Source organism: Marinobacter sp. SS13-12 (assembly GCF_030227115.1).
Taxonomy (GTDB): domain Bacteria; phylum Pseudomonadota; class Gammaproteobacteria; order Pseudomonadales; family Oleiphilaceae; genus Marinobacter.
Genome location: NZ_JASSUA010000002.1, coordinates 121,923 through 140,767, shown reverse-complemented (window position 1 = coordinate 140,767; position 18,845 = coordinate 121,923). Strand labels below are relative to the sequence as shown.

General features: G+C 58.7%; 16 protein-coding genes and 2 tRNA genes. 12 read left to right on the top strand and 6 right to left on the bottom strand.

Going from position 1 to position 18,845, the window contains the following annotated elements:
- Nucleotides 1–5: 5 nt before the first annotated feature.
- From QPL94_RS13630 to QPL94_RS13600, 7 genes are all read left to right on the top strand, one after another.
- A tRNA-Gln gene (locus QPL94_RS13630) sits at nucleotides 6–80 on the top strand.
- Nucleotides 81–132: 52 nt separating this feature from the next.
- The gene (locus QPL94_RS13625; RefSeq protein ID WP_285358094.1) at nucleotides 133–1,083 is read left to right on the top strand and encodes a ribose-phosphate diphosphokinase; all 951 of its coding nucleotides are present in this window, start codon (nucleotides 133–135) and stop codon (nucleotides 1,081–1,083) included.
- Between the two features lie 156 nt (nucleotides 1,084–1,239).
- Entirely contained in the window at nucleotides 1,240–1,893 is a 654-nt protein-coding gene (locus tag QPL94_RS13620) for a 50S ribosomal protein L25/general stress protein Ctc (RefSeq protein WP_285358092.1), read from the top strand.
- A gap of 39 nt (nucleotides 1,894–1,932) precedes the next feature.
- A complete protein-coding gene (gene pth, locus QPL94_RS13615) occupies nucleotides 1,933–2,523 on the top strand; it encodes an aminoacyl-tRNA hydrolase (protein ID WP_285358091.1) in 591 nt (196 codons plus the stop codon).
- 251 nt (nucleotides 2,524–2,774) lie between these two features.
- On the top strand, nucleotides 2,775–3,866 hold the full coding sequence (gene ychF, locus QPL94_RS13610) for a redox-regulated ATPase YchF (RefSeq protein ID WP_285358090.1): 1,092 nt from the start codon (nucleotides 2,775–2,777) through the stop codon (nucleotides 3,864–3,866).
- Nucleotides 3,867–3,955: 89 nt separating this feature from the next.
- Nucleotides 3,956–4,032 (top strand) — tRNA-Met (locus QPL94_RS13605).
- Nucleotides 4,033–4,244: 212 nt separating this feature from the next.
- On the top strand, nucleotides 4,245–5,060 hold the full coding sequence (locus tag QPL94_RS13600) for a PA14 domain-containing protein (RefSeq protein WP_285358088.1): 816 nt from the start codon (nucleotides 4,245–4,247) through the stop codon (nucleotides 5,058–5,060).
- A 14-nt stretch (nucleotides 5,061–5,074) separates the two neighbouring features.
- Here the strand turns inward: QPL94_RS13600 and QPL94_RS13595 are convergent, their stop codons facing one another.
- Genes QPL94_RS13595 through QPL94_RS13575 form a run of 5 tightly spaced genes read right to left on the bottom strand, consistent with a single transcriptional unit; the run spans nucleotide 5,075 to nucleotide 10,673 of the window.
- Complete coding sequence (locus QPL94_RS13595; protein WP_285358086.1) at nucleotides 5,075–6,079, bottom strand: oligopeptide/dipeptide ABC transporter ATP-binding protein; 1,005 nt, start codon at nucleotides 6,077–6,079, stop codon at nucleotides 5,075–5,077.
- Complete coding sequence (locus QPL94_RS13590; RefSeq protein ID WP_285358084.1) at nucleotides 6,076–7,044, bottom strand: oligopeptide/dipeptide ABC transporter ATP-binding protein; 969 nt, start codon at nucleotides 7,042–7,044, stop codon at nucleotides 6,076–6,078. Before QPL94_RS13590 ends, QPL94_RS13595 begins: the two co-directional genes overlap by 4 nt.
- 19 nt (nucleotides 7,045–7,063) lie before the next feature.
- Complete coding sequence (oppC, locus tag QPL94_RS13585; RefSeq protein ID WP_285358083.1) at nucleotides 7,064–7,996, bottom strand: oligopeptide ABC transporter permease OppC; 933 nt, start codon at nucleotides 7,994–7,996, stop codon at nucleotides 7,064–7,066.
- Entirely contained in the window at nucleotides 7,996–8,916 is a 921-nt protein-coding gene (gene oppB, locus QPL94_RS13580; RefSeq protein ID WP_285358082.1) for an oligopeptide ABC transporter permease OppB, read from the bottom strand. The genes oppC and oppB overlap by 1 nt, the downstream gene beginning before the upstream one ends.
- 8 nt (nucleotides 8,917–8,924) lie before the next feature.
- Nucleotides 8,925–10,673 carry a peptide ABC transporter substrate-binding protein gene (locus QPL94_RS13575; protein WP_285358081.1) on the bottom strand — a complete coding sequence of 583 codons (1,749 nt, stop codon included), beginning with the start codon at nucleotides 10,671–10,673 and terminating at the stop codon, nucleotides 8,925–8,927.
- Between the two features lie 144 nt (nucleotides 10,674–10,817).
- Between QPL94_RS13575 and QPL94_RS13570 the strand changes: the two genes are divergently transcribed.
- From QPL94_RS13570 to QPL94_RS13555, 4 genes are all read left to right on the top strand, one after another.
- Nucleotides 10,818–12,095, top strand: a complete 1,278-nt coding sequence (locus QPL94_RS13570) for an O-acetylhomoserine aminocarboxypropyltransferase/cysteine synthase family protein (RefSeq protein ID WP_285358080.1) — start codon at nucleotides 10,818–10,820, stop codon at nucleotides 12,093–12,095.
- A gap of 136 nt (nucleotides 12,096–12,231) precedes the next feature.
- On the top strand, nucleotides 12,232–13,278 hold the full coding sequence (gene lipA, locus QPL94_RS13565) for a lipoyl synthase (RefSeq protein ID WP_137437471.1): 1,047 nt from the start codon (nucleotides 12,232–12,234) through the stop codon (nucleotides 13,276–13,278).
- Nucleotides 13,279–13,286: 8 nt separating this feature from the next.
- Nucleotides 13,287–14,507: a methyl-accepting chemotaxis protein gene (locus QPL94_RS13560; RefSeq protein WP_285358078.1), complete on the top strand. Its 1,221-nt coding sequence runs from the start codon at nucleotides 13,287–13,289 to the stop codon at nucleotides 14,505–14,507.
- 52 nt (nucleotides 14,508–14,559) lie between these two features.
- Entirely contained in the window at nucleotides 14,560–17,046 is a 2,487-nt protein-coding gene (locus QPL94_RS13555; protein WP_285358076.1) for an efflux RND transporter permease subunit, read from the top strand.
- A gap of 187 nt (nucleotides 17,047–17,233) precedes the next feature.
- Here QPL94_RS13555 and QPL94_RS13550 read toward each other — a convergent pair whose 3' ends face one another.
- Entirely contained in the window at nucleotides 17,234–17,686 is a 453-nt protein-coding gene (locus QPL94_RS13550; protein WP_285358075.1) for a Spy/CpxP family protein refolding chaperone, read from the bottom strand.
- A 218-nt stretch (nucleotides 17,687–17,904) separates the two neighbouring features.
- On the opposite strand from QPL94_RS13550, the gene ylqF reads away from it, so the two are divergent.
- A complete protein-coding gene (ylqF, locus tag QPL94_RS13545) occupies nucleotides 17,905–18,792 on the top strand; it encodes a ribosome biogenesis GTPase YlqF (protein WP_285358074.1) in 888 nt (295 codons plus the stop codon).
- Nucleotides 18,793–18,845 lie beyond the last annotated feature (53 nt).

Genomic DNA, 18,845 nt, shown 5'->3' with positions numbered 1-18,845 from the left:
GATACTGGGGTGTCGCCAAGTGGTAAGGCAACGGGTTTTGATCCCGTCATGCGCAGGTTCGAATCCTGCCACCCCAGCCACCTTTCTCCCGCTTCTTCTGAATCAAACGCCGTTACCGAGAAGGATGCCGTCGTGTCCAAACTGATGATTTTTACCGGCAACGCCAATCCCGAGCTTGCCAAGGCCATCGCCCAGAAACTCCACATCCCCATGGGCCAGGCCACCGTTGGAACGTTCAGCGACGGTGAAACCACTGTCGAAATCAATGAAAACGTTCGCGGGCATGATGTCTTTATCATCCAGCCCACCTGCAACCCCACCAACGACAACCTGATGGAACTGATCGTGATGGCTGACGCCCTGCGTCGTGCCTCCGCCACCCGGGTTACCGCGGTTATCCCCTACTACGGCTACGCCCGTCAGGACCGCCGCGTTCGTTCCACCCGTGTTGCCATCAGCGCGAAAGTGGTTGCAGACATGATCTCCAATATTGGCGTTGACAGGGTTCTGACACTGGACCTGCACGCCGACCAGATCCAGGGCTTCTTCGACATTCCGGTGGATAACATCTACGCCACGCCGGTGATGCTCGAGGATATCGAAAAGCAGCGTTTCGAAAACTTTGTTGTGGTATCCCCTGACGTGGGCGGCGTTGTTCGTGCCCGCGCCGTGGCCAAGCGCCTGGACGATGCCGACCTGGCCATCATCGACAAGCGTCGCCCGAAAGCCAATGTATCCCAGGTCATGCACATTATCGGTGATGTGAAAGACAAGACCTGTATCCTGGTGGACGACATCATCGATACCGCCGGCACTCTGTGCAAAGCCGCCAATGCTCTGAAAGAGCACGGGGCCTCCAAAGTGGTCGCCTATATCACACACCCCGTCCTGTCCGGACCGGCTGTTGACAACCTCAACGCTTCCGAACTGGACGAGCTGGTTGTCTGTGACACCATCCCGTTGGGTGACAAAGCGCGCAATTGTGATAAGATCCGCATCCTCAGTATGGCTGGGCTGCTTGCAGAATCCATTCGTCGCGTCAGCAACGAAGAGTCTATCAGCGCGATGTTCGAGAACGCCTGATTAGCTAACAACCTGATTTACTGAAAAGAATCCGGACCGGGAGCCCAGTGGGCTCCCGGTCTGTTTAGTCCGCCGGAAAAGCTTCCGGCATTTCGAAAATGTCACCTGTTCAGGACCTGGTCGCGGGCCGCTCGGGTGAAAAGTGAGGTTATAACCATGTCTCAGGAATTTCTTATTGAAGCATTTCCTCGTGGCGATCAGGGGAGAGGTGCGAGCCGCCGCCTGCGTCGTGAGGAACGGAAAATTCCCGCCATCGTCTATGGCGGCAAAAAAGAAGCCGTTTCTATCTCCATCTGGCACAACGAGCTGAAAAAAGCTCTGGAGAACGAAGCCTTCTTCTCTCACGTTCTGACCATCGAACTGGACGGCAAGAAAGAAAGCGTGATCCTGAAAGATCTGCAGCGTCACCCGTACAAGCCGCTGCTGACCCACGCCGACTTCCTGCGCGTCGACAAGGATCACGAGATCCACGTCAACGTACCGCTGCACTTCCTGAACGAAGAGTCTGCACCGGCCATCAAGCTCCAGGGCGGCGTTGCTCACCACCAGATCAACGAAGTGGAAGTCATCTGTCTGCCGCAGAACCTGCCAGAGTTCATTGAAGTTGATATGAGCGAAGTGGAAATGGATCAGGTTATTCACCTGAGCGATCTGAAGCTGTCCAAAGGCGTTCGTATCGCTGCACTGCTGCAGGGTGAAGATCACGATCTGCCCGTAGTGGCAATCCACAAGCCTCGCGCTGCCAAGACCGAAGATACCGGTGAAGGCGAAGAAGGCGAAGCAGGTGAAGAAGGCGAAGACAAGGAGTAATCGCTCCTTTCGCTACTGTAGTGACGAGGGCGACGGCAAATGGCACAGGATATTCTCATGGTGGTGGGGCTGGGTAACCCCGGCCCCGACTATGCGAATACCCGCCATAACGCCGGCGCCCTGTTCGTCGAAGCGCTGGCCCGTGAAGCGGGCCAGACGCTCCGCCCCGAAAAGAAGTACCACGGGCTCTATGCCCGCATTCAAATGCAGGGTCTGGACCTGCACCTGTTGAATCCCTCCACCTATATGAACCGCAGCGGCCTCTCCATCAAGGCACTGGCGGACTTTTTCAAGATTCAGCCCGAACAGATTCTGGTTGCCCACGATGAGCTCGACCTCCCCCCCGGCACTGCCAAACTCAAGAAAGGCGGCGGCCACGGCGGACACAACGGCTTGCGGGACACCATTGCCCACCTGGGCACCAACGACTTCCAGCGACTGCGCATCGGCATCGGCCACCCCGGCGACAGCCGCCAGGTAACCGGCTACGTACTCGGCCGCCTCGGCAAGCGGGAAACCGAAGAACTCAACGCCGTGATCGACGAGATCATCCGCGTGCTGCCGGATGCGGCCAGCGGCAAACTCTCAGCTGCCATGAACCGGCTCCATAGTTTCAAGCCGACCCCCTGAGCCGGCCTCTGTCGGATTACGCCTGCGGCTAATCCGACCTACAACGACACCGAGCACCCGGACACACGTAGGTCGGATTAGCAAAGCGTAATCCGACAAATGCCAGTCCGACCTACACCAGGCCTGGCCCACTGTAGGTCGGATTAGCCGCAGGCGTAATCCGACATCCCTGAAGATTTCCCCTTATTCGCTTACACCCCCATACACCGGTATAATCCGGCCAAATTTTTCATACCCAGCAGAGGCATTCCATGGGATTTAACTGCGGCATCGTAGGCCTGCCGAACGTCGGCAAATCCACCCTGTTCAACGCGCTGACCAAATCCGGCATTGGCGCCGAAAACTTTCCCTTCTGCACCATCGAGCCCAACGCTGGCGTGGTTGCCATGCCTGATCCGCGCCTGAACAAGCTCGCCGAGATCGTGAAGCCGGAAAAAGTGGTCGCAACGACCATGGAGTTTGTCGACATTGCAGGCCTGGTAGAGGGCGCCTCCAAGGGTGAAGGCCTGGGCAACCAGTTTCTGGCCAACATCCGTCAGACCGATGCCATCGCCCACGTGGTGCGCTGCTTTGAAGACGGCAACGTTATTCACGTGTCCAACAAGATCGATCCGGCCTCGGACATCGAGGTGATCAACACCGAGTTGGCGCTGGCCGACCTGGAAACCGTCGAGAAAGCCATCAAGCGGGTCCAGCGGGTCGCCAAGAGCGGCGACAAGGAAGCCAAGGCGCAACTGGAGATGTTCGAGAAGTTGATGCCAGTGCTGAACGAAGGCAAGCCGGTGCGCAGCATGAACCTGGACAAGGATCAGATGGCACTGATCCGCGAGCTGTGCCTGCTTACCGTGAAGCCGACCATGTATATCGCCAACGTCAGCGAAGACGGCTTTGAGAACAATCCTCACCTGGATACGGTGCGCAAAATCGCCGAATCCGAAAACGCGGTGGTAGTCCCCATCTGCAACAAGATGGAAGCCGAGATCTCCGAACTGGAAGACGATGAAAAGTCGATGTTCCTGGAAGAAATGGGCATGGACGAACCGGGCCTGGACCGGGTGATCCGCGGCGGCTACGGCCTGCTGAACCTGCAGACCTACTTCACCGCCGGGGTGAAGGAAGTCCGTGCCTGGACCGTGAAAGTCGGTGCAACCGCCCCCCAGGCCGCCGGCGTCATCCACACCGACTTCGAGCGTGGCTTCATCCGCGCCGAAGTGGTGAGCTACGAAGACTTCGTCAAGTACAACGGCGAAGCCGGCGCCAAGGATGCCGGCAAGTGGCGCCTGGAAGGCAAGGAATACATCGTTCAGGACGGCGACGTCATCCACTTCCGGTTCAACGTGTAATTTTCTGAAAAAGCGGGCCCCAAGCCTTGACAGCAGGTGCCCAAATACTGAAAATACGCGCCTCGTTTGGGCTTGTCCCGCAACGAAATGGCAAGGTAGCTCAGTTGGTTAGAGCACGGCACTCATAATGCCGGGGTCGGCGGTTCGACTCCGCCCCTTGCTACCAGCATTACAAAAGGGTCCTCGCGCAAGCGTGGGCCCTTTTTTAATACCTGCCCGGTTACAAACTGAACAATTCTTAATTAAACACTCCGCACTAACGGGTCTACCCTGATCCCGGTTTTTAAAACCACGCTGGCATACTCCATACGTTCCACCCGCATAGAGGTTCGCTCCGGAATAGCGCTTCCTGCTTAAAACAATTAAAAGAGGCTCACGATGACTTTCAGAAAACTGATCTACATTGCAGGCTCCCTTTTTCTTGCCATTGCCGCCACTACATCCGCCAACGAAACCAATCCCACTCCCGGTTTTTTCGGCGAATACTACAAAGGCAATAACTTCAATTACCTGGTCCACTCCCGCGTGGACTCGAACATCAAGTTCAACTGGAGCTCCAGCAACCCAATGAAGGGGGTCCCGGCGGATGGCTTCAGTGTGCGCTGGAGCGGGCTGTTCACGGCACCCCATCGAAAAGGGACGCGGCAATATCGGTTTACCACCAACACCGACGACGGTGTTAAGCTTTATATCGGTAACGAGGCCGTTATCAACCAATGGAAGCGCCAGGGCAAACAGCATCATAGTCACGACGTTTCACTGAGTGCCGGGCAGCGCTTACCGCTGATCATGGAGTATCGCGAAAACAAAGGCCGTGCTTTTGCCTACCTGACGATTACCGACCTTGCCAATGGTGCTGGCATTCCCATCTCGAACACCGTGATCACTCCCGATTCCAAACCTGCTGCCAGAACGGAACCCAAGGCCTCCAACAAAACCATAAGCCTGTCGTGGACCGCCCCGCTGACCCGAGTGGATGGTACATCGATAGCGCTCAGTGAAATTGACCATTACAGAATCCTGTATGGCAACAGCGCAAAAAAACTGGGCAACGTCCATAAAGTGGATAGCGACCAGGATTCCTACACTTTTCAGGATCTGCCCAAGGGGCACTGGCACTTCGCGATCACCGTGGTAGACCAAAGTGGCCGGGAAAGCCCCCCGTCAGGCATTGTGTCCAAATCACTGGAGTAGTTCAGGCGGCATTCTCATCCTGGATCTCTCTCCACAAAATGACAAGCCACCCAATGCCCTGCCCCGGTCTTGTCTTCCAGTACCGGCACCTCCCTGCTGCAATACTCCGTTGCCAGCGGGCAGCGTGTGCGAAAAACGCAGCCACTGGGCGGGTCCATGGGAGATGGCAGATCGCTTTCCAATTCCGCTGGGGGTTTCGCCCTCTCCCTCTCCGGGTCGGGAATCGGCACGGCGGCCATCAGGGCCTGCGTGTAGGGATGTCGGGGGTTGGCGAACAGTTCAGACCGCGTGGCGTTTTCAGCTACGCTGCCCAGATACAGCACCATCACCCGGTCGCTGATGTGTTTCACCACGCTCAGGTCGTGGGCGATGAAGATCAGTGACAGGCCCATCTCCCGCTGCAGGCTTTTCAGCAGGTTGATGACCTGGGCCTGCACGGATACATCCAGCGCAGAGACGGGCTCGTCGCAGATGATCAGTTTCGGCTCCAGGATCAGCGCCCGGGCAATGCCTACCCGCTGGCACTGGCCGCCGGAGAACTCATGGGGGTAGCGGTTTTTCTGGTGAGAGTGCAGGCCGACGCGGTCCAGGATGGCGTCCACTTTCTCCCTCAACTCCGCGCCCTTGATCTCCGGGTAGTGGGTGCGCAGGGGTTCGGCGATGATGTCGCCAACGGTCATGCGGGGCGACAGGGATGCGAGCGGGTCCTGGAACACCATCTGCAGGCGCTGGCGGCGTTTGCGCAGTTGTTTCAGACTCAGGCCCCGCAGGTCTTCGCCCAGCCAGACCACCTTCCCTGCCTGGCTGGGGACCATGCCCATGATAGCCCTTGCCAGGGTGGACTTGCCGCAGCCGGATTCGCCCACAATACCCAGCGTCTCCCCTTCATTCAGGGTAAAGCTGACGTTGTTCACCGCCCGCAGTTGCTCCGGGCGGGTCCAGGGCCAGGCGTTGCGGGGCATGATGTCAAAGGTTACCTGCAGGTTTTCAACCGCCAGCAGGGGCTGCTGTTTGCTCATCGGACGGCCTCCCGTGGCAGGTTACATACCCTTATCCGGTCCGGCTCAAAATGCTCCGGCCGGTCCAGTTCGTGATAGCAACGAGGCTCGGCCACCGGGCAGCGACTGAAGAACGGACAGCCGGGCGGCAGATTCATCAGATTGGGCGGATTGCCGGGAATGGTGACCAGTTCGTCAATCTGCTCGTCGATACGCGGAATCGCCCCCATCAGCCCTATGGTATAGGGATGGGTCGGGTCGCGGAACAGGTCCCGGGTGGCGGCGTATTCCATCATCTGGCCGCCGTACATCACCAGGGTCTGGTCGCAGCTTCCCGCCACCACGCCCAGGTCGTGGGTGATGAGGATGATGGCGGTGTTGAATTCCTGCTGCAGTTCCCGCAGCAAGCCCATCACCTGGGCCTGCACCGTTACATCCAGGGCGGTGGTGGGTTCGTCGGCAATCAACAGCTGTGGACGGCACAGCAGGGACATGGCAATCATCACCCGCTGGCGCATACCACCGGAAAATTCATGGGGATACCGGTGGATGCGGTTGCGGGCCTCCGGGATACGCACCGCATCCAGCATCTGCAGAGACTCCCGCAGCGCCTGTTTGCGGCTGATGCCCTTGTGCTGCACCAGCACCTCGGTGAGCTGGTCGCTGACCTTCATGAAGGGGTTCAGGGAGGTCATCGGGTCCTGGAAGATCATGCCGATGCGGGCCGCGCGGATCCGGTTCATACGTTTTTCCGACAGGCCGAGCAGTTGTTCGCCTTCAAACAGCACCTCGCCACTCACCCGGGCATTGTCCGGCAGCAGACCCATCAGGGCAAACACGCCCTGACTCTTGCCGGCGCCGGACTCCCCCACGATCCCCAGGGTCTGCCCGGCCTCCAAATGGTAACTGAGCCCCCGCACCGCCTGCAGGGTGCCGTCCGGCGTGTCGAAATCCACTTTGAGGTTGTTGACTTCCAGCATTGCCATAAATCGGGTTCCTGCCGGCTCAGCGGTCTTTGGGGTCGAGGGCATCCCGCAGCCCGTCGCCGAGGAAATTGAAACAGAACAGGGTGAGCACCAGCATCAGCATGGGAAAGATCAGCGTCCAGGGAGCAGTCCACATGGCATCCGCCCCCTCCGAAATCAGCGCGCCCCAGGAGGTGTAGGGTTCCGACACCCCCAGCCCGAGGAACGAGATAAAGGACTCGAACAGGATCATTTCCGGCACCAGCAAAGTGGCGTAGACAATCACCACCCCCAGCACATTGGGCACGATGTGGCGCATAACGATCAGGATGGGATGCACGCCCACGGCCATGGCGGCCTCGATGTACTCCTTACGCTTGAGGCTGAGGGTCTGGCCGCGGACGATACGGGCCATGTTCAGCCAGCTCACCGCGCCAATGGCGATGAAGATCAGCAGCACATTGCGCCCGAAGACCGCCATCAGCACGATCACCAGGAACATGAACGGGAAGGCACTGAGCACTTCCAGGGTGCGCATCATGATGGCGTCGGTTCGCCCGCCCACGTAGCCGGAAATGGCGCCGTACAGCGTGCCGATAATCACTGCCGTCAGTGCCCCGAGCACACCCACCATCAGCGATATCCGGCTGCCCTGCACCGTGCGCTGGTACAGGTCGCGGCCAATGGGGTCCAGACCGAAGTAGTGCTGGCTGGCCAGGCTCGGCACGCCGTCTTCATCCAGGTTCGGCAGGCTGGCCCAGTCGATGGACTCGTTGTCCCAGGGTGACAGGTGCTGGCCAAAAGCCGCAAACAACAGCAGCAGTGCCAGTACCACCAGGCTTGCCACCGCTGCCCGGTGATTCATGAACCGCCGGCGGGCGTCGCGCCACAGGCTGCGGCCTTCGGTATAGGCATCGTCTGCCAGGGTGTCCGCCAGCTCACCCATCCCGGCGTGCTTGTCAGAGAAAAACATCAGTACCGCACCCTCGGGTCCAGCCAGGTGTAAAGGATATCCACCGCGGCGTTGAACAGGATGGTGAGAACACCCACCAGAATGGTGACACCGAGAATCAGCGAGTAATCCCGGTTAATGGCGCCATTCACAAAGTGCTGACCAATGCCACCGGTGGAGAAGACCTGGTCGATAATCACCGAGCCGGTAATGATGCCAACAAAAGCTGGGCCCAGGTAGGACACCACCGGGATCAGTGCCGGCTTGAGCGCATGGCGCAGTACGATTTTGTGTCGCGGGATACCTTTGGCCCGGGCGGTACGAATAAACGGGCTGCGTAGGGTCTCGATCATACTGCTGCGGGTGATCCGCGCCACCTGGGCGATGTAGGAAGTTGCCATGGCGATGATGGGCATCACAATATATTCCACCTGTCCACCTTCCCAGCCACCGGCGGGCAGCCAGCGCAGGGTAACGGCAAACAGTAGCACCAGCAGCGGCGCCATCACGAAGTTGGGGAACACCACCCCGGTCATGGCGGCGGTCATCACGGTGTAGTCCGGCCAGCGGTTCTGTTTCAGGGCGGCGACAACACCCAGCCCCACCCCGAACACCACCACAAACAGGAAGGACCAGGCACCGATATAGGCGGAGCGGGGAAAGCTGGATTCAATCAACTCGTTGACGGTGAAGTCCTTGTAGCGGAACGAGGGCCCCAGATCACCCTGTGCGACGTTGCCTACGTAGATAAAGTACTGCTGCCAGAGAGGCTTATCCAGGTTGTACTTGGCTTCGATGTTTTCCATCACCGCTTCGGGGACATTACGCTCGTTGGTGAACGGGCCACCCGGCGCTGCGTGCATCAGCACGAAAGAGACGGTAATCAATGCCAGAACGGTGGGCACCGCTACCAGCAAACGCCGGATTATGAAACTGAACATGGCTTCCCTCAGTCCGCAGTGATGTACATATCCTTGCTGTAGATAATGTTTCGGGGGTTATTCTCCGGGTAGCCCTTCAGCGTTGGGCTCACCAGGGCCACCGTGGTGTTGAAATACACCGGCGCCACCGGGAATTCCTGCCACAGGATTTCCTCCGCCCTGACATAATAAGGGTTCGGATCCTCGCTGGAGCGGGCATCCAGCAGCAGTTGATCGTATTCGGGATTACTCCAGCCGCCATCATTATTGCCGCTGTCACTGGTTAACAACGTCAGGAAGGTGGACGCTTCATTGTAGTCCCCTTTCCAGCCATGGCGGGCCATACCGAAGTTGCCAGCCTGCTTCTCGGAGAGAAAGGTCTTCCACTCCAGGTTCCTGATGGTGACCTTTGCGCCCAGTTTTTCCTTCCACATCTGGCTGATCACAATGGCCAGCGCCTTGTGGCTTTCATCGGTGTTGTAGAGCAGCTCGAATTCCAGCGGATTGTCTTCAGTGTAACCAGCCTTCCTGAGCTCCAGGCGTGCTGCTTCGTCCCGTTCTGGCTGGCTCCAGGTGCCGTAGTCCGGTTGCCGGAAATCGAAGCCACTGACATAGGCCGGGGTCAGGCTGAAGGCCGGCATCTGTTCCCCACGGGTGATGTAGCTGACGATGATGTTTCGGTCGATGGCGTAAGTGAGGGCCCGGCGAACACGCACGTCATCAAACGGCGGCCGGTTTACGTTGAAGGTGTACATGTAGGTGGCAATGCTCGGCGCCATCACCAGTTCATCCGGCCTTTCTTTTTTCAACCGCGCCATCTGGGAAACCGGCACCGTGGAGGTCATGTGGAGCTCCCCACTGGCGTAACGCTGCAGCTCGGCAGAGGCCGACTCGATGGGCAAATACACCACCCGATCGATTAGGGTGCTGTCATCCTCGCGATAATGGGGATTGCGGGCCGCCACCAGCTTCTCCCCAAGGTGCCAGGTGTCCAGTTGGTAGGCGCCGTTGGAGACCATGTTTCCAGGCTTGGTCCAGTCCGCGCCGTGAGCGTCAATGGCCTGCCTGGGGGCGGGAAACATGGTGTAGTGAACGGTCATGTCCGGCAGGTAAGTGATGGGTTCGGCCAGGGACACCTCGAAGGTGAAATCGTCGAGGGCACGCACACCCAGGGTTTCCGGTGCTTTCTCCCCGGCAATGATCTTTCCGGCGTTGGCCACCCCGGCAGATTCGATGTAGTAGGCGTAGTTGGACCCCACCTCCGGGTCTACGGCCCGCCGCCAGCCGTACACGAAGTCATGGGCCGTGACAGCGGTGCCGTCACTCCAGCGGCCATCTTCCCTCAACTGGAAGGTCCAGGTCAGGTTATTGTCCGATGACGACCAGGACTTCGCCAAAGCCGGTTCGGTATCACCGCTTGGGCCACTGCGGGTCAGCCCCTCGAACAGATCAACCACAATGGCGCCGCCCACTGTATCCTGCACCAGATGGGGGTCCAGCGACGCCGGTTCACTGGCATTGCCACGCACCAGCACCTGCTTGCGGGCCAGTTTCTCGCCGGTTTCCGGATGCTCCCGGATACGCGCTTCCGGTGCACGGATATCCGCCGCCGCCAGGGCTTCATCACCGGCCTTTTGCTGACCCTCGTCACTGCAGGCCGCCAACGCCAGCAGCACCAGCAGTAACAGAGCGGCCCGGACACAGCGAGTGTGCCGTACGCCACTCCCCGCCTGCCGGTGCCTCATGAAGGTTGTTCGTTGCTGGGTGATAGGGGTCATATCTGACCGAAGCTAGCGCGAAATCAGGGAAGTCACAAGCCAATGACACGAACATGAAACTCTGCTCACATTCCACTGCCTGTGGCATACTCACCCGGTACGCTCTACCTCAACACCAGTACGCAATAAAAAGGGATGCACATCATGAAACCGGAAACCATCGCCCTCCACGCGGGCTTTAACGGCGACCCAACCACCAACGCCGCTACCACTCCCATATACCAGACCACTTCCTACACCTTTGACGACACCCAGCATGGTGCCGACCTGTTTGACCTGAAGGTCCAGGGCAACATCTATACCCGCATCATGAACCCCACCAACGCCGTACTGGAAGAGCGCATGGCGCAACTGGAAGGCGGCGTGGGGGCACTTGCGGTGGCATCGGGCATGGCTGCTATCCTTTATGCTCTGCAGACCATCTGCAAGGTGGGCAATAACATTGTCAGCACCGGCCAGCTTTATGGCGGCACCTACAACCTGTTTGCCCACTCGCTGCCAAATCAGGGCATCGACTGCCGCATGGTAAGGCACGATGACTTTGACGCCGTGGACAAGGCCATTGACGACAATACCCGTGCCCTGTTCTGCGAATCCATTGGTAACCCGGCCGGCAACGTGGTGGACATCGAGCGCTGGGCGGAAATTGCCCACAAACACGGCATTCCGCTGATCGTCGACAACACCGTGGCAACACCGTTCCTGTGCCGCCCCATTGAGCATGGCGCCGATATCGTGGTTCATTCCCTCACCAAATACATCGGTGGTCACGGTACTACGGTTGCCGGCGTTGTGGTGGATTCAGGGAAGTTCGACTGGGCCGCCAACAAGGCGAAATTCCCCATGCTCAACGAGCCGGACCCCTCCTACCATGGTGTCGTCTATACCGAAGCGCTGGGCGCGGCGGCCTTCATCGGCCGCTGCCGTGTGGTTCCGTTGCGTAACACCGGTGCCGCCCTGGCTCCGTTCAATGCCTTTCTGATCATGCAGGGCCTGGAAACCCTTGGCCTGCGTATGGAGCGCCACTGCGACAACGCCGAAAAAGTGGCCAACTACCTGCAGAATCACCCGTCCGTTGAATGGGTCAACTACGCCACCCTGGCAGACAGCCCTTACAAGGCCACCTGCGACAAGATCTGTGGCGGCCGCGCCTCCGGTATCCTCAGCTTCGGTATCACCGGTGGCAAGGAAAATGGCGCCAGGTTTATCGATGCCTTGCAACTGATTTACCGCCTGGTGAATATTGGCGACGCCAAGTCCCTGGCCTGCCATCCGGCCACCACCACTCACCGGCAACTCAACCCGGAAGAGCTGGCAAGTGCCGGCGTCAGTGAGGATCTCGTGCGGCTGTCTATTGGCATTGAGCATGTGGATGACATCATTGCCGATATCAGTCAGGCGCTGGACAAGGCCACGGCCTGAACCGGCAACCGGGTACGACGAATGTCGTGCCCGGAATCCCCGTGATTATCCGTACCTGTCTTGTATCCTTCGCGGGTGCGGATTACCCTTCTAAGATCAGCCAAGCCCCGAGTCAGCCGCAAAGAGTCCAGTTGTAATGAGCGATAATGCCAAACCCCGTGTCACCAGTGGTTCCAAGTTCCGCAATGAACATGGTTTTTCCGCCATCAAGGACGGAATCAAACGGTCGGGTTCGGGCATTATCGACACAGGAACCCAGCGCAAACCCTCCTGGCTGCGGGCCCGTATGCCCGGTGGCGAGCGTTATGAGTCCGTTCGCAAGAACGTCAGCGAACACCGCCTGAGCACGGTGTGCCAGGAATCCCACTGCCCCAACATCGGTGAGTGCTGGACCAACGGCACCGCCACTATCATGGTTATGGGCTCCGTCTGCACCCGCGCATGTCGCTTCTGCGCCGTCGACACCGGTAACCCCAAAGGCTGGCTGGACCATGAAGAGCCGGAGAATACCGCCAAATCCGTGGAACTCATGGGTCTGCGCTATATCGTGCTCACCTCCGTGGACCGGGACGACCTGGACGACGGTGGCGCAGCCCACTACGCAGCGTGCGTATCCGCCATCAAGCAACGCACACCACACGTAGCCGTTGAAGCCCTGACGCCGGATTTCGATGCAGTGATGGAACATGTTGAAAAGGTAGTGGATTCCGGCCTGGATGTTTTTGCCCAGAATGTGGAAACCGTGAAACGCCTGACCACCCATGTGCGGGACCCGCGCGCCGGCTATGAAAAAACCCTCAGCGTTCTGGCCCATGCCAAGAAATACCGTCCGGACGTGCTTACCAAGACCAGCCTGATGCTGGGTCTGGGTGAAACCGAGGAAGAAATACTGGAAACCATGGACGACCTGCTGGCCGTCGGTGTGGATATCCTGACCTTGGGCCAGTACCTGCGCCCCACCCAGAACCACCTGCCTGTCGAGAAGTACGTTACCCCGGAAGACTTCAACCGCTACCGTGAAATCGGCCTGGAGAAAGGCTTCATGGAAGTGCCCTCAGGGCCCATGGTGCGCTCAAGCTATCGCGCCGACCGGGTGTTCGAGAAGAACAACCTTGGCCTTGCTGTGCCGGAAGTTCCCGCTTCATCGAAAGCACAGCAAATCCCCGTAAAAGCCGTTGACTGAGATCCTCCATGCTACAACTGCTCAGGAATGCCCGGCTTAAATACAAGTTCTGGCTGCTCAATATCGTTGTGTTCGTAGTGCTCTGCCTGCTGGTGCTCTACGCCATGAACACCATAGCCGGGCTGACTGACCAGTCCTTCTCGGCCGTTTTCAGTGAAACCGCCGGAGGCTTCGCGCTGGTGGTGGCCGTGTTGATGGTACTGGAGATGGCCGGCTCGCAACTGCTGATTTCTTTTATCGAACGACACGTGTACCGCCTGAAAAAGACCATGGTTTCGGTTCAGGCATCCGGCAATCTGAGCGAGCGGGCCCACGTTGACTCCACGGACGAAATCGGGGAGATGGCCCAGGCCTTCAACGCCATGCAGGACCGCACCATGGGTGTGGTCAAAAGCATGAAACAGGCGATCGACCACCTGCACAATGAGGTACGGGCGCTGACAACCGCGGCGGAAGCCCGCAGGGACGACCTGAGCCGCCAGCAGTCCGGTGCCGATCGCAGCGCCGAGGTCGTCGAAACCATGCTTCAGAGCTTTACCGGCATTGCTGAACAGGCCGGTATTGCGAAGACCCTGTCCCACGAAGCCAGAAACACCGCCATTGATGGCAGCGAGCGGGTCAGCCGCAGTGCGGACTCCATCCGTCAGTTGGCAACGGCCATCCAGACATCGGCAAACAGTGTTCAGGCGCTGGCCGAAAACAGCCACGAAATCAGTCACGCGGTTGCCGAAATCAAGGGCATTGCCGAACAGACCAACCTGCTGGCATTGAACGCCGCCATTGAAGCGGCCCGGGCCGGGGAACAGGGCCGGGGGTTTGCCGTGGTGGCGGACGAAGTTCGCAACCTGGCGCAGCGGGTACAGGACTCCACTGACCAGATTCAGGGCACCATCGACCGCCTGCTCACCGCCATGGACGCCGCCGTCACCCAGATGACCGGCAGTTCAGAAGACGCGTCCCGTTGTGTGGATGAATCCGAAGAAGCCCGCAAATCCCTGGATGCCATCAACTCGGTCGTCAGCCGCATCGACGAGACCAACCAGGAAATTGCCAACGTCTCCGCCGACCAGACGTCGTCCACTGACCAGGTGCTGGCCAACGTTCAGAGCATCCGCGACACCACCGAAAGCATGGTTACCCAGCTCACTGAAAGTGCGGACATGAGTAAGCGTCTGAAACAGTTGATCGATTCCCTCGAAGAAGCGTCAAACAGAGTCACCGTCGACTGACACTTTGTGGCACACTCTGCACTCGTTTCCATTGTGAAGGGTGCTCTTTTCGATGTCCTGGCTTCGATCGTTTTATGACCGGCTGATTTTCCCCCGTCCCGTTGTGATTCTTCTGCTGTTCGGTGTGCTGCTGGTGATTGCCAGCCTGCGGCTGGACCAGTTCCGTCTGGACGCCTCGGCCGAATCCCTGGTTCTCGAGAACGACCGCTCCCTGGAGCAGTACCGGGAAGTGAACCGACGGTTCACCAACTCCGACGACTTTCTGGTTGTCACCTTTACTCCCAATGAAGAGCTGTTCAGTGAGGATGGCCTGGCACTGCTGGCGTCTCTGCGGGATGACCTGGCGGCACTGGACAACGTCAGCTCCACCAACAGCATACTCAACGTTCCCCTGCTTCACAGCCCGGACCTGACCCTGGACACTGTGGACTCCGAGATCAAAACGATCGACGAAGATGGGGTTGAACCCGAAACCGCCCGCAAGGCCCTGCTCAGTAACCCCCTTTACCCCAACCTGTTGATCAGCGAGGACGGACGAACCACCGCGATACAGGTTAACCTGCCCACCCCGGAACGCTATTTTGAGTTGCTGTATGAGCGCAACAGCCTGCGGGACAGGGTCGACAGCGGCGACGCTACCGAGGAAGAACAGCAACGACTGGAAGCCGTGAGCCAGGAGTTTATCGAGTTCACCGAAGCCCAAGGCGAAGAGCGTGACCGCACCATCGACAACGTTCGCGCCATTCTCGACAGCTACCGGGACCGGGCCGAAATTTACCTGGGCGGCGTGCCTATGATCGTCGCGGACATGATTCGCTTTATCGAGAACGATCTTTCCACCTTTGGCATCGGCGTACTGGTATTCCTGCTGCTGACCCTGGCGATCATTTTTCGCCAGTGGCGCTGGGTCGTGGTGCCATTGCTGTGTTGCAGCTTTACTGTCTGGCTGGTGATCGGATATCTGAGCTGGGCGCGCTGGCCGGTTACAGTTATCTCCTCCAACTTCGTATCGCTGTTGCTGATCATGACCCTGTCGCTGACCATCCACCTGATCGTTCGCTACCGGGAATTCCAGCACGACGAGCCGGATGCCTCGCCCAGGGACACGCTTCGCAATACCCTGCTGGCGATGATCAAGCCCTGCTTCTACATGGCCATCACTACCATCGTCGCTTTTGGCTCGCTCACCTTCAGCGGCATCCGCCCGGTCATTGATTTCGGCTGGATGATGACCATTGGCCTGGCCGTGGCTTTTCTCATCACCTTCGTGATCTTCCCGGCGCTGCTGGCGCTGTTGCCGCCACCGGTGGACGACCGGGTGCGCTCGGACCGGGTTCCCTTTACCGACATGTTTGCACGGTTTACCGAGCACTATGGCAAAACCGTACTGGTTGGGTCTGGCATCCTCGCCATACTCTGCGTCATCGGCCTCAACCGCCTGTCAGTGGAAAACAGCTTCATCGACTACTTCAAGTCCAGCACTGAAATCCACCAGGGCATGATCACCATCGACGACCGCCTGGGCGGCACCACCCCGCTGGACGTGGTAATAACGGACGACAAGCCCCCGGAAAGCGCCAGCGGCGGTGACCCCTTCGCCAGCGACTGCGACCCGTTTGTGGACGACTGCGACGGCGCTGAGGAGTACCGGGATACCTGGTTCACTTACCAGAAGATGGACCGCCTGAGCAAGGTACACTATTATCTGGACAGCCTGGCGGCAACCGGCAAGGTACAGTCGATCAAAACCACGCTGGACATACTGGCCCAGGTCAACGGCGGCGAGCCCCTGAACGCCCTGGAGCTGGCCTTTGTGCCCTCGGCGGTGCCAGACGATCTGCAGGATATCCTGCTGACACCCTACATCAGCGAGGAACACGACCAGGCCCGTTTCAGTATCCGCATTCTGGAGACCTCACCGGACCTGCGCCGCCAGGCGTTGCTGGACCGCATACGTACTCACCTGACCGAAGAAATGGGCTTTGAAGACAACCAGATCCAGCTCACGGGGATGACGGTGATGTACAACAACATGCTGCAAAGCCTGTTCGAGTCCCAGATCAAGACGTTGGGCGTGGTATTCCTGGCCATCATGATCATGTTCCTGATCCTGTTCCGGTCGATAAAGCTGGCGCTGATCGGTATGGCGCCGAACCTGATTGCCGCGGGCTCGGTGCTGGGTCTGATGGGCTGGCTGGGTATTCCGCTGGATATGATGACGATTACGGTGGCGGCGATTACCGTGGGGATTGCGGTGGACGATACCATCCACTATATCCACCGCTTCAAGACCGAGTTCGAGAAAGACGGCGACTACATCGCCACCATGCACCGCTGCCACCGCAGTATCGGTCAGGCGATGTTCTTCACCTCGCTGACGATCATCACCGGTTTCTCAATCCTGGTGCTCTCGAACTTTATTCCGACCATCTACTTCGGTTTGTTCACCGGCTTTGCCATGTTTATGGCTCTGGTTGGCGCCCTTACCCTGTTGCCTCGGCTTATTGTGCTGGTTAAGCCGTTCGGCATTCGGGGGTGAGTTTTGGAGTTCTCGTTCCCCTAGCCTTCTGAGATTGGCGATAGTCGCACCGGTGTAGGCCCTTCCCGCCGCGACCTGACTCCCAACCAGCAGGCTACAGGCACAAAAAAACCGCCAGGGCCAGAAGCCAGGGCGGTTTTTTCATGCTCCGGGTGTTAACCCGGAAGGCAGGCGATACTACCGGGGCTTACTGCATACCCTGCGGTTGTTGCTGCTGCATCTGGCGGCGCTGTTGCATCTGCTGCTGCATTTGCTGCATACGCTTGTTCAGCTCTTCGCGCTGCGCTTCAGTGAAGACTGCATCAACCCTGGCCTGCATGAGGGTGGACATGGCTGTCATCTCGCCAGTGACGTCACCAAGCTCTTCCGCTTTTTCGCGAATCTCGTCTTCGTCATAATCCGGCTTGATCTGCGCCTGGATCTGCTGCTGCAGTTGCTGGGCTTCGCCCTGAAGCTCTTGAATCTCAGCCTGCATCTCTTCGATGATGCCACGGATTTCTTTCTGCTGGTCGTCACTCAGGCCAACCATCTGCGCCAGCTGATCAACCTGGTCCGGCTGCCCGCCAGATTGCTGCGCCATCGCCGGAGAAGACAACCCAAGTGCAATCAGGGCAATTCCGAACAGTTTCACGAGCTTCATAGATATCTCCACTAGTTGGTTTTTGGTCGCTTTAGGTTTGCGAGAACTACACCCTAAAACAAAACAACTGGGCATTTCACCCCGACCCCTCCTCTTTTTATACACACTTCACACCCTCGAAACCCTCAGCTCCCGCCACAGGCGGGTTAAGAGAAATGTGAAAATTTAGTCATTCCCGTCCATAATGGCGCCGTTCAGCCATTTCCGGAGTACCAAACATGGCCATTAACTGGTTTCCAGGGCATATGCACAAAGCCCGCAAGGAGATCAAAAAGATAATGCCCCAGATGGATCTCATCATTGAGGTCGTCGACGCACGTCTGCCGTTCAGCAGTGAAAACCCGCTGGTCCCTGCCCTGCGGGGCGATACGCCGGTGATCAAGGTGCTCAACAAGCGTGATCTTGCCGACCCGGCCATCACCGACCGGTGGCTGACCTGGCTGGAGCAGGAGCGTGGCGTGCGCGCCATTACCATGACCCACAACCAGCGGGCGGAAGCACTGGATATCCTGCGCCTGGCGGGTGAGATGACGCCTGGCCACGATCGTCAGAAGCGGGCTCTGCGGGTGATGATTCTGGGCATTCCCAATGTCGGTAAGTCCACACTGATCAACACCATCGCTGGCCGACCGGCCGCCAAGACCGGGAATGAACCCGCCGTGACGCGGGCACAGCAGACCATCAAACTGCCAGGCAATGTGCTGCTGTATGACACCCCGGGGTTCCTCTGGCCCAAGCTGTCGCCGGAAGCCTGTGGTTATCGGCTGGCCATCAGTGGCGCCATCCGGAGTGCGGTGATCGAGTTCGAGGACGTGGCCATGTTCGAGGCGGACTATCTGCTGGAGGCGTACCCGGAACTGGTGATGGCGCGCTACGGGTTTGAGGAAAGGCCACAGGACGGACTGGCACTGATGGACGGCATTGCACTGAAGCGACGATTCCTCGGTCGTGGCGGCGTTCCGGACCTGCACAAGGTGTCGGAGATACTGCTCAATGAATTCCGTTCCGGCAAGCTGGGGCGCATCTCCCTGGAAACACCTGAGATGGTGGAAAAAGAGGCCCGGGAAGAGGCCGAGCGCCAACAGGCCAAAAATGAGAAACCCTGACGCCTCCTTCAGGTAGTGGTTTCTCCCTTACCAAGGTCAAATACCGCCCGAAC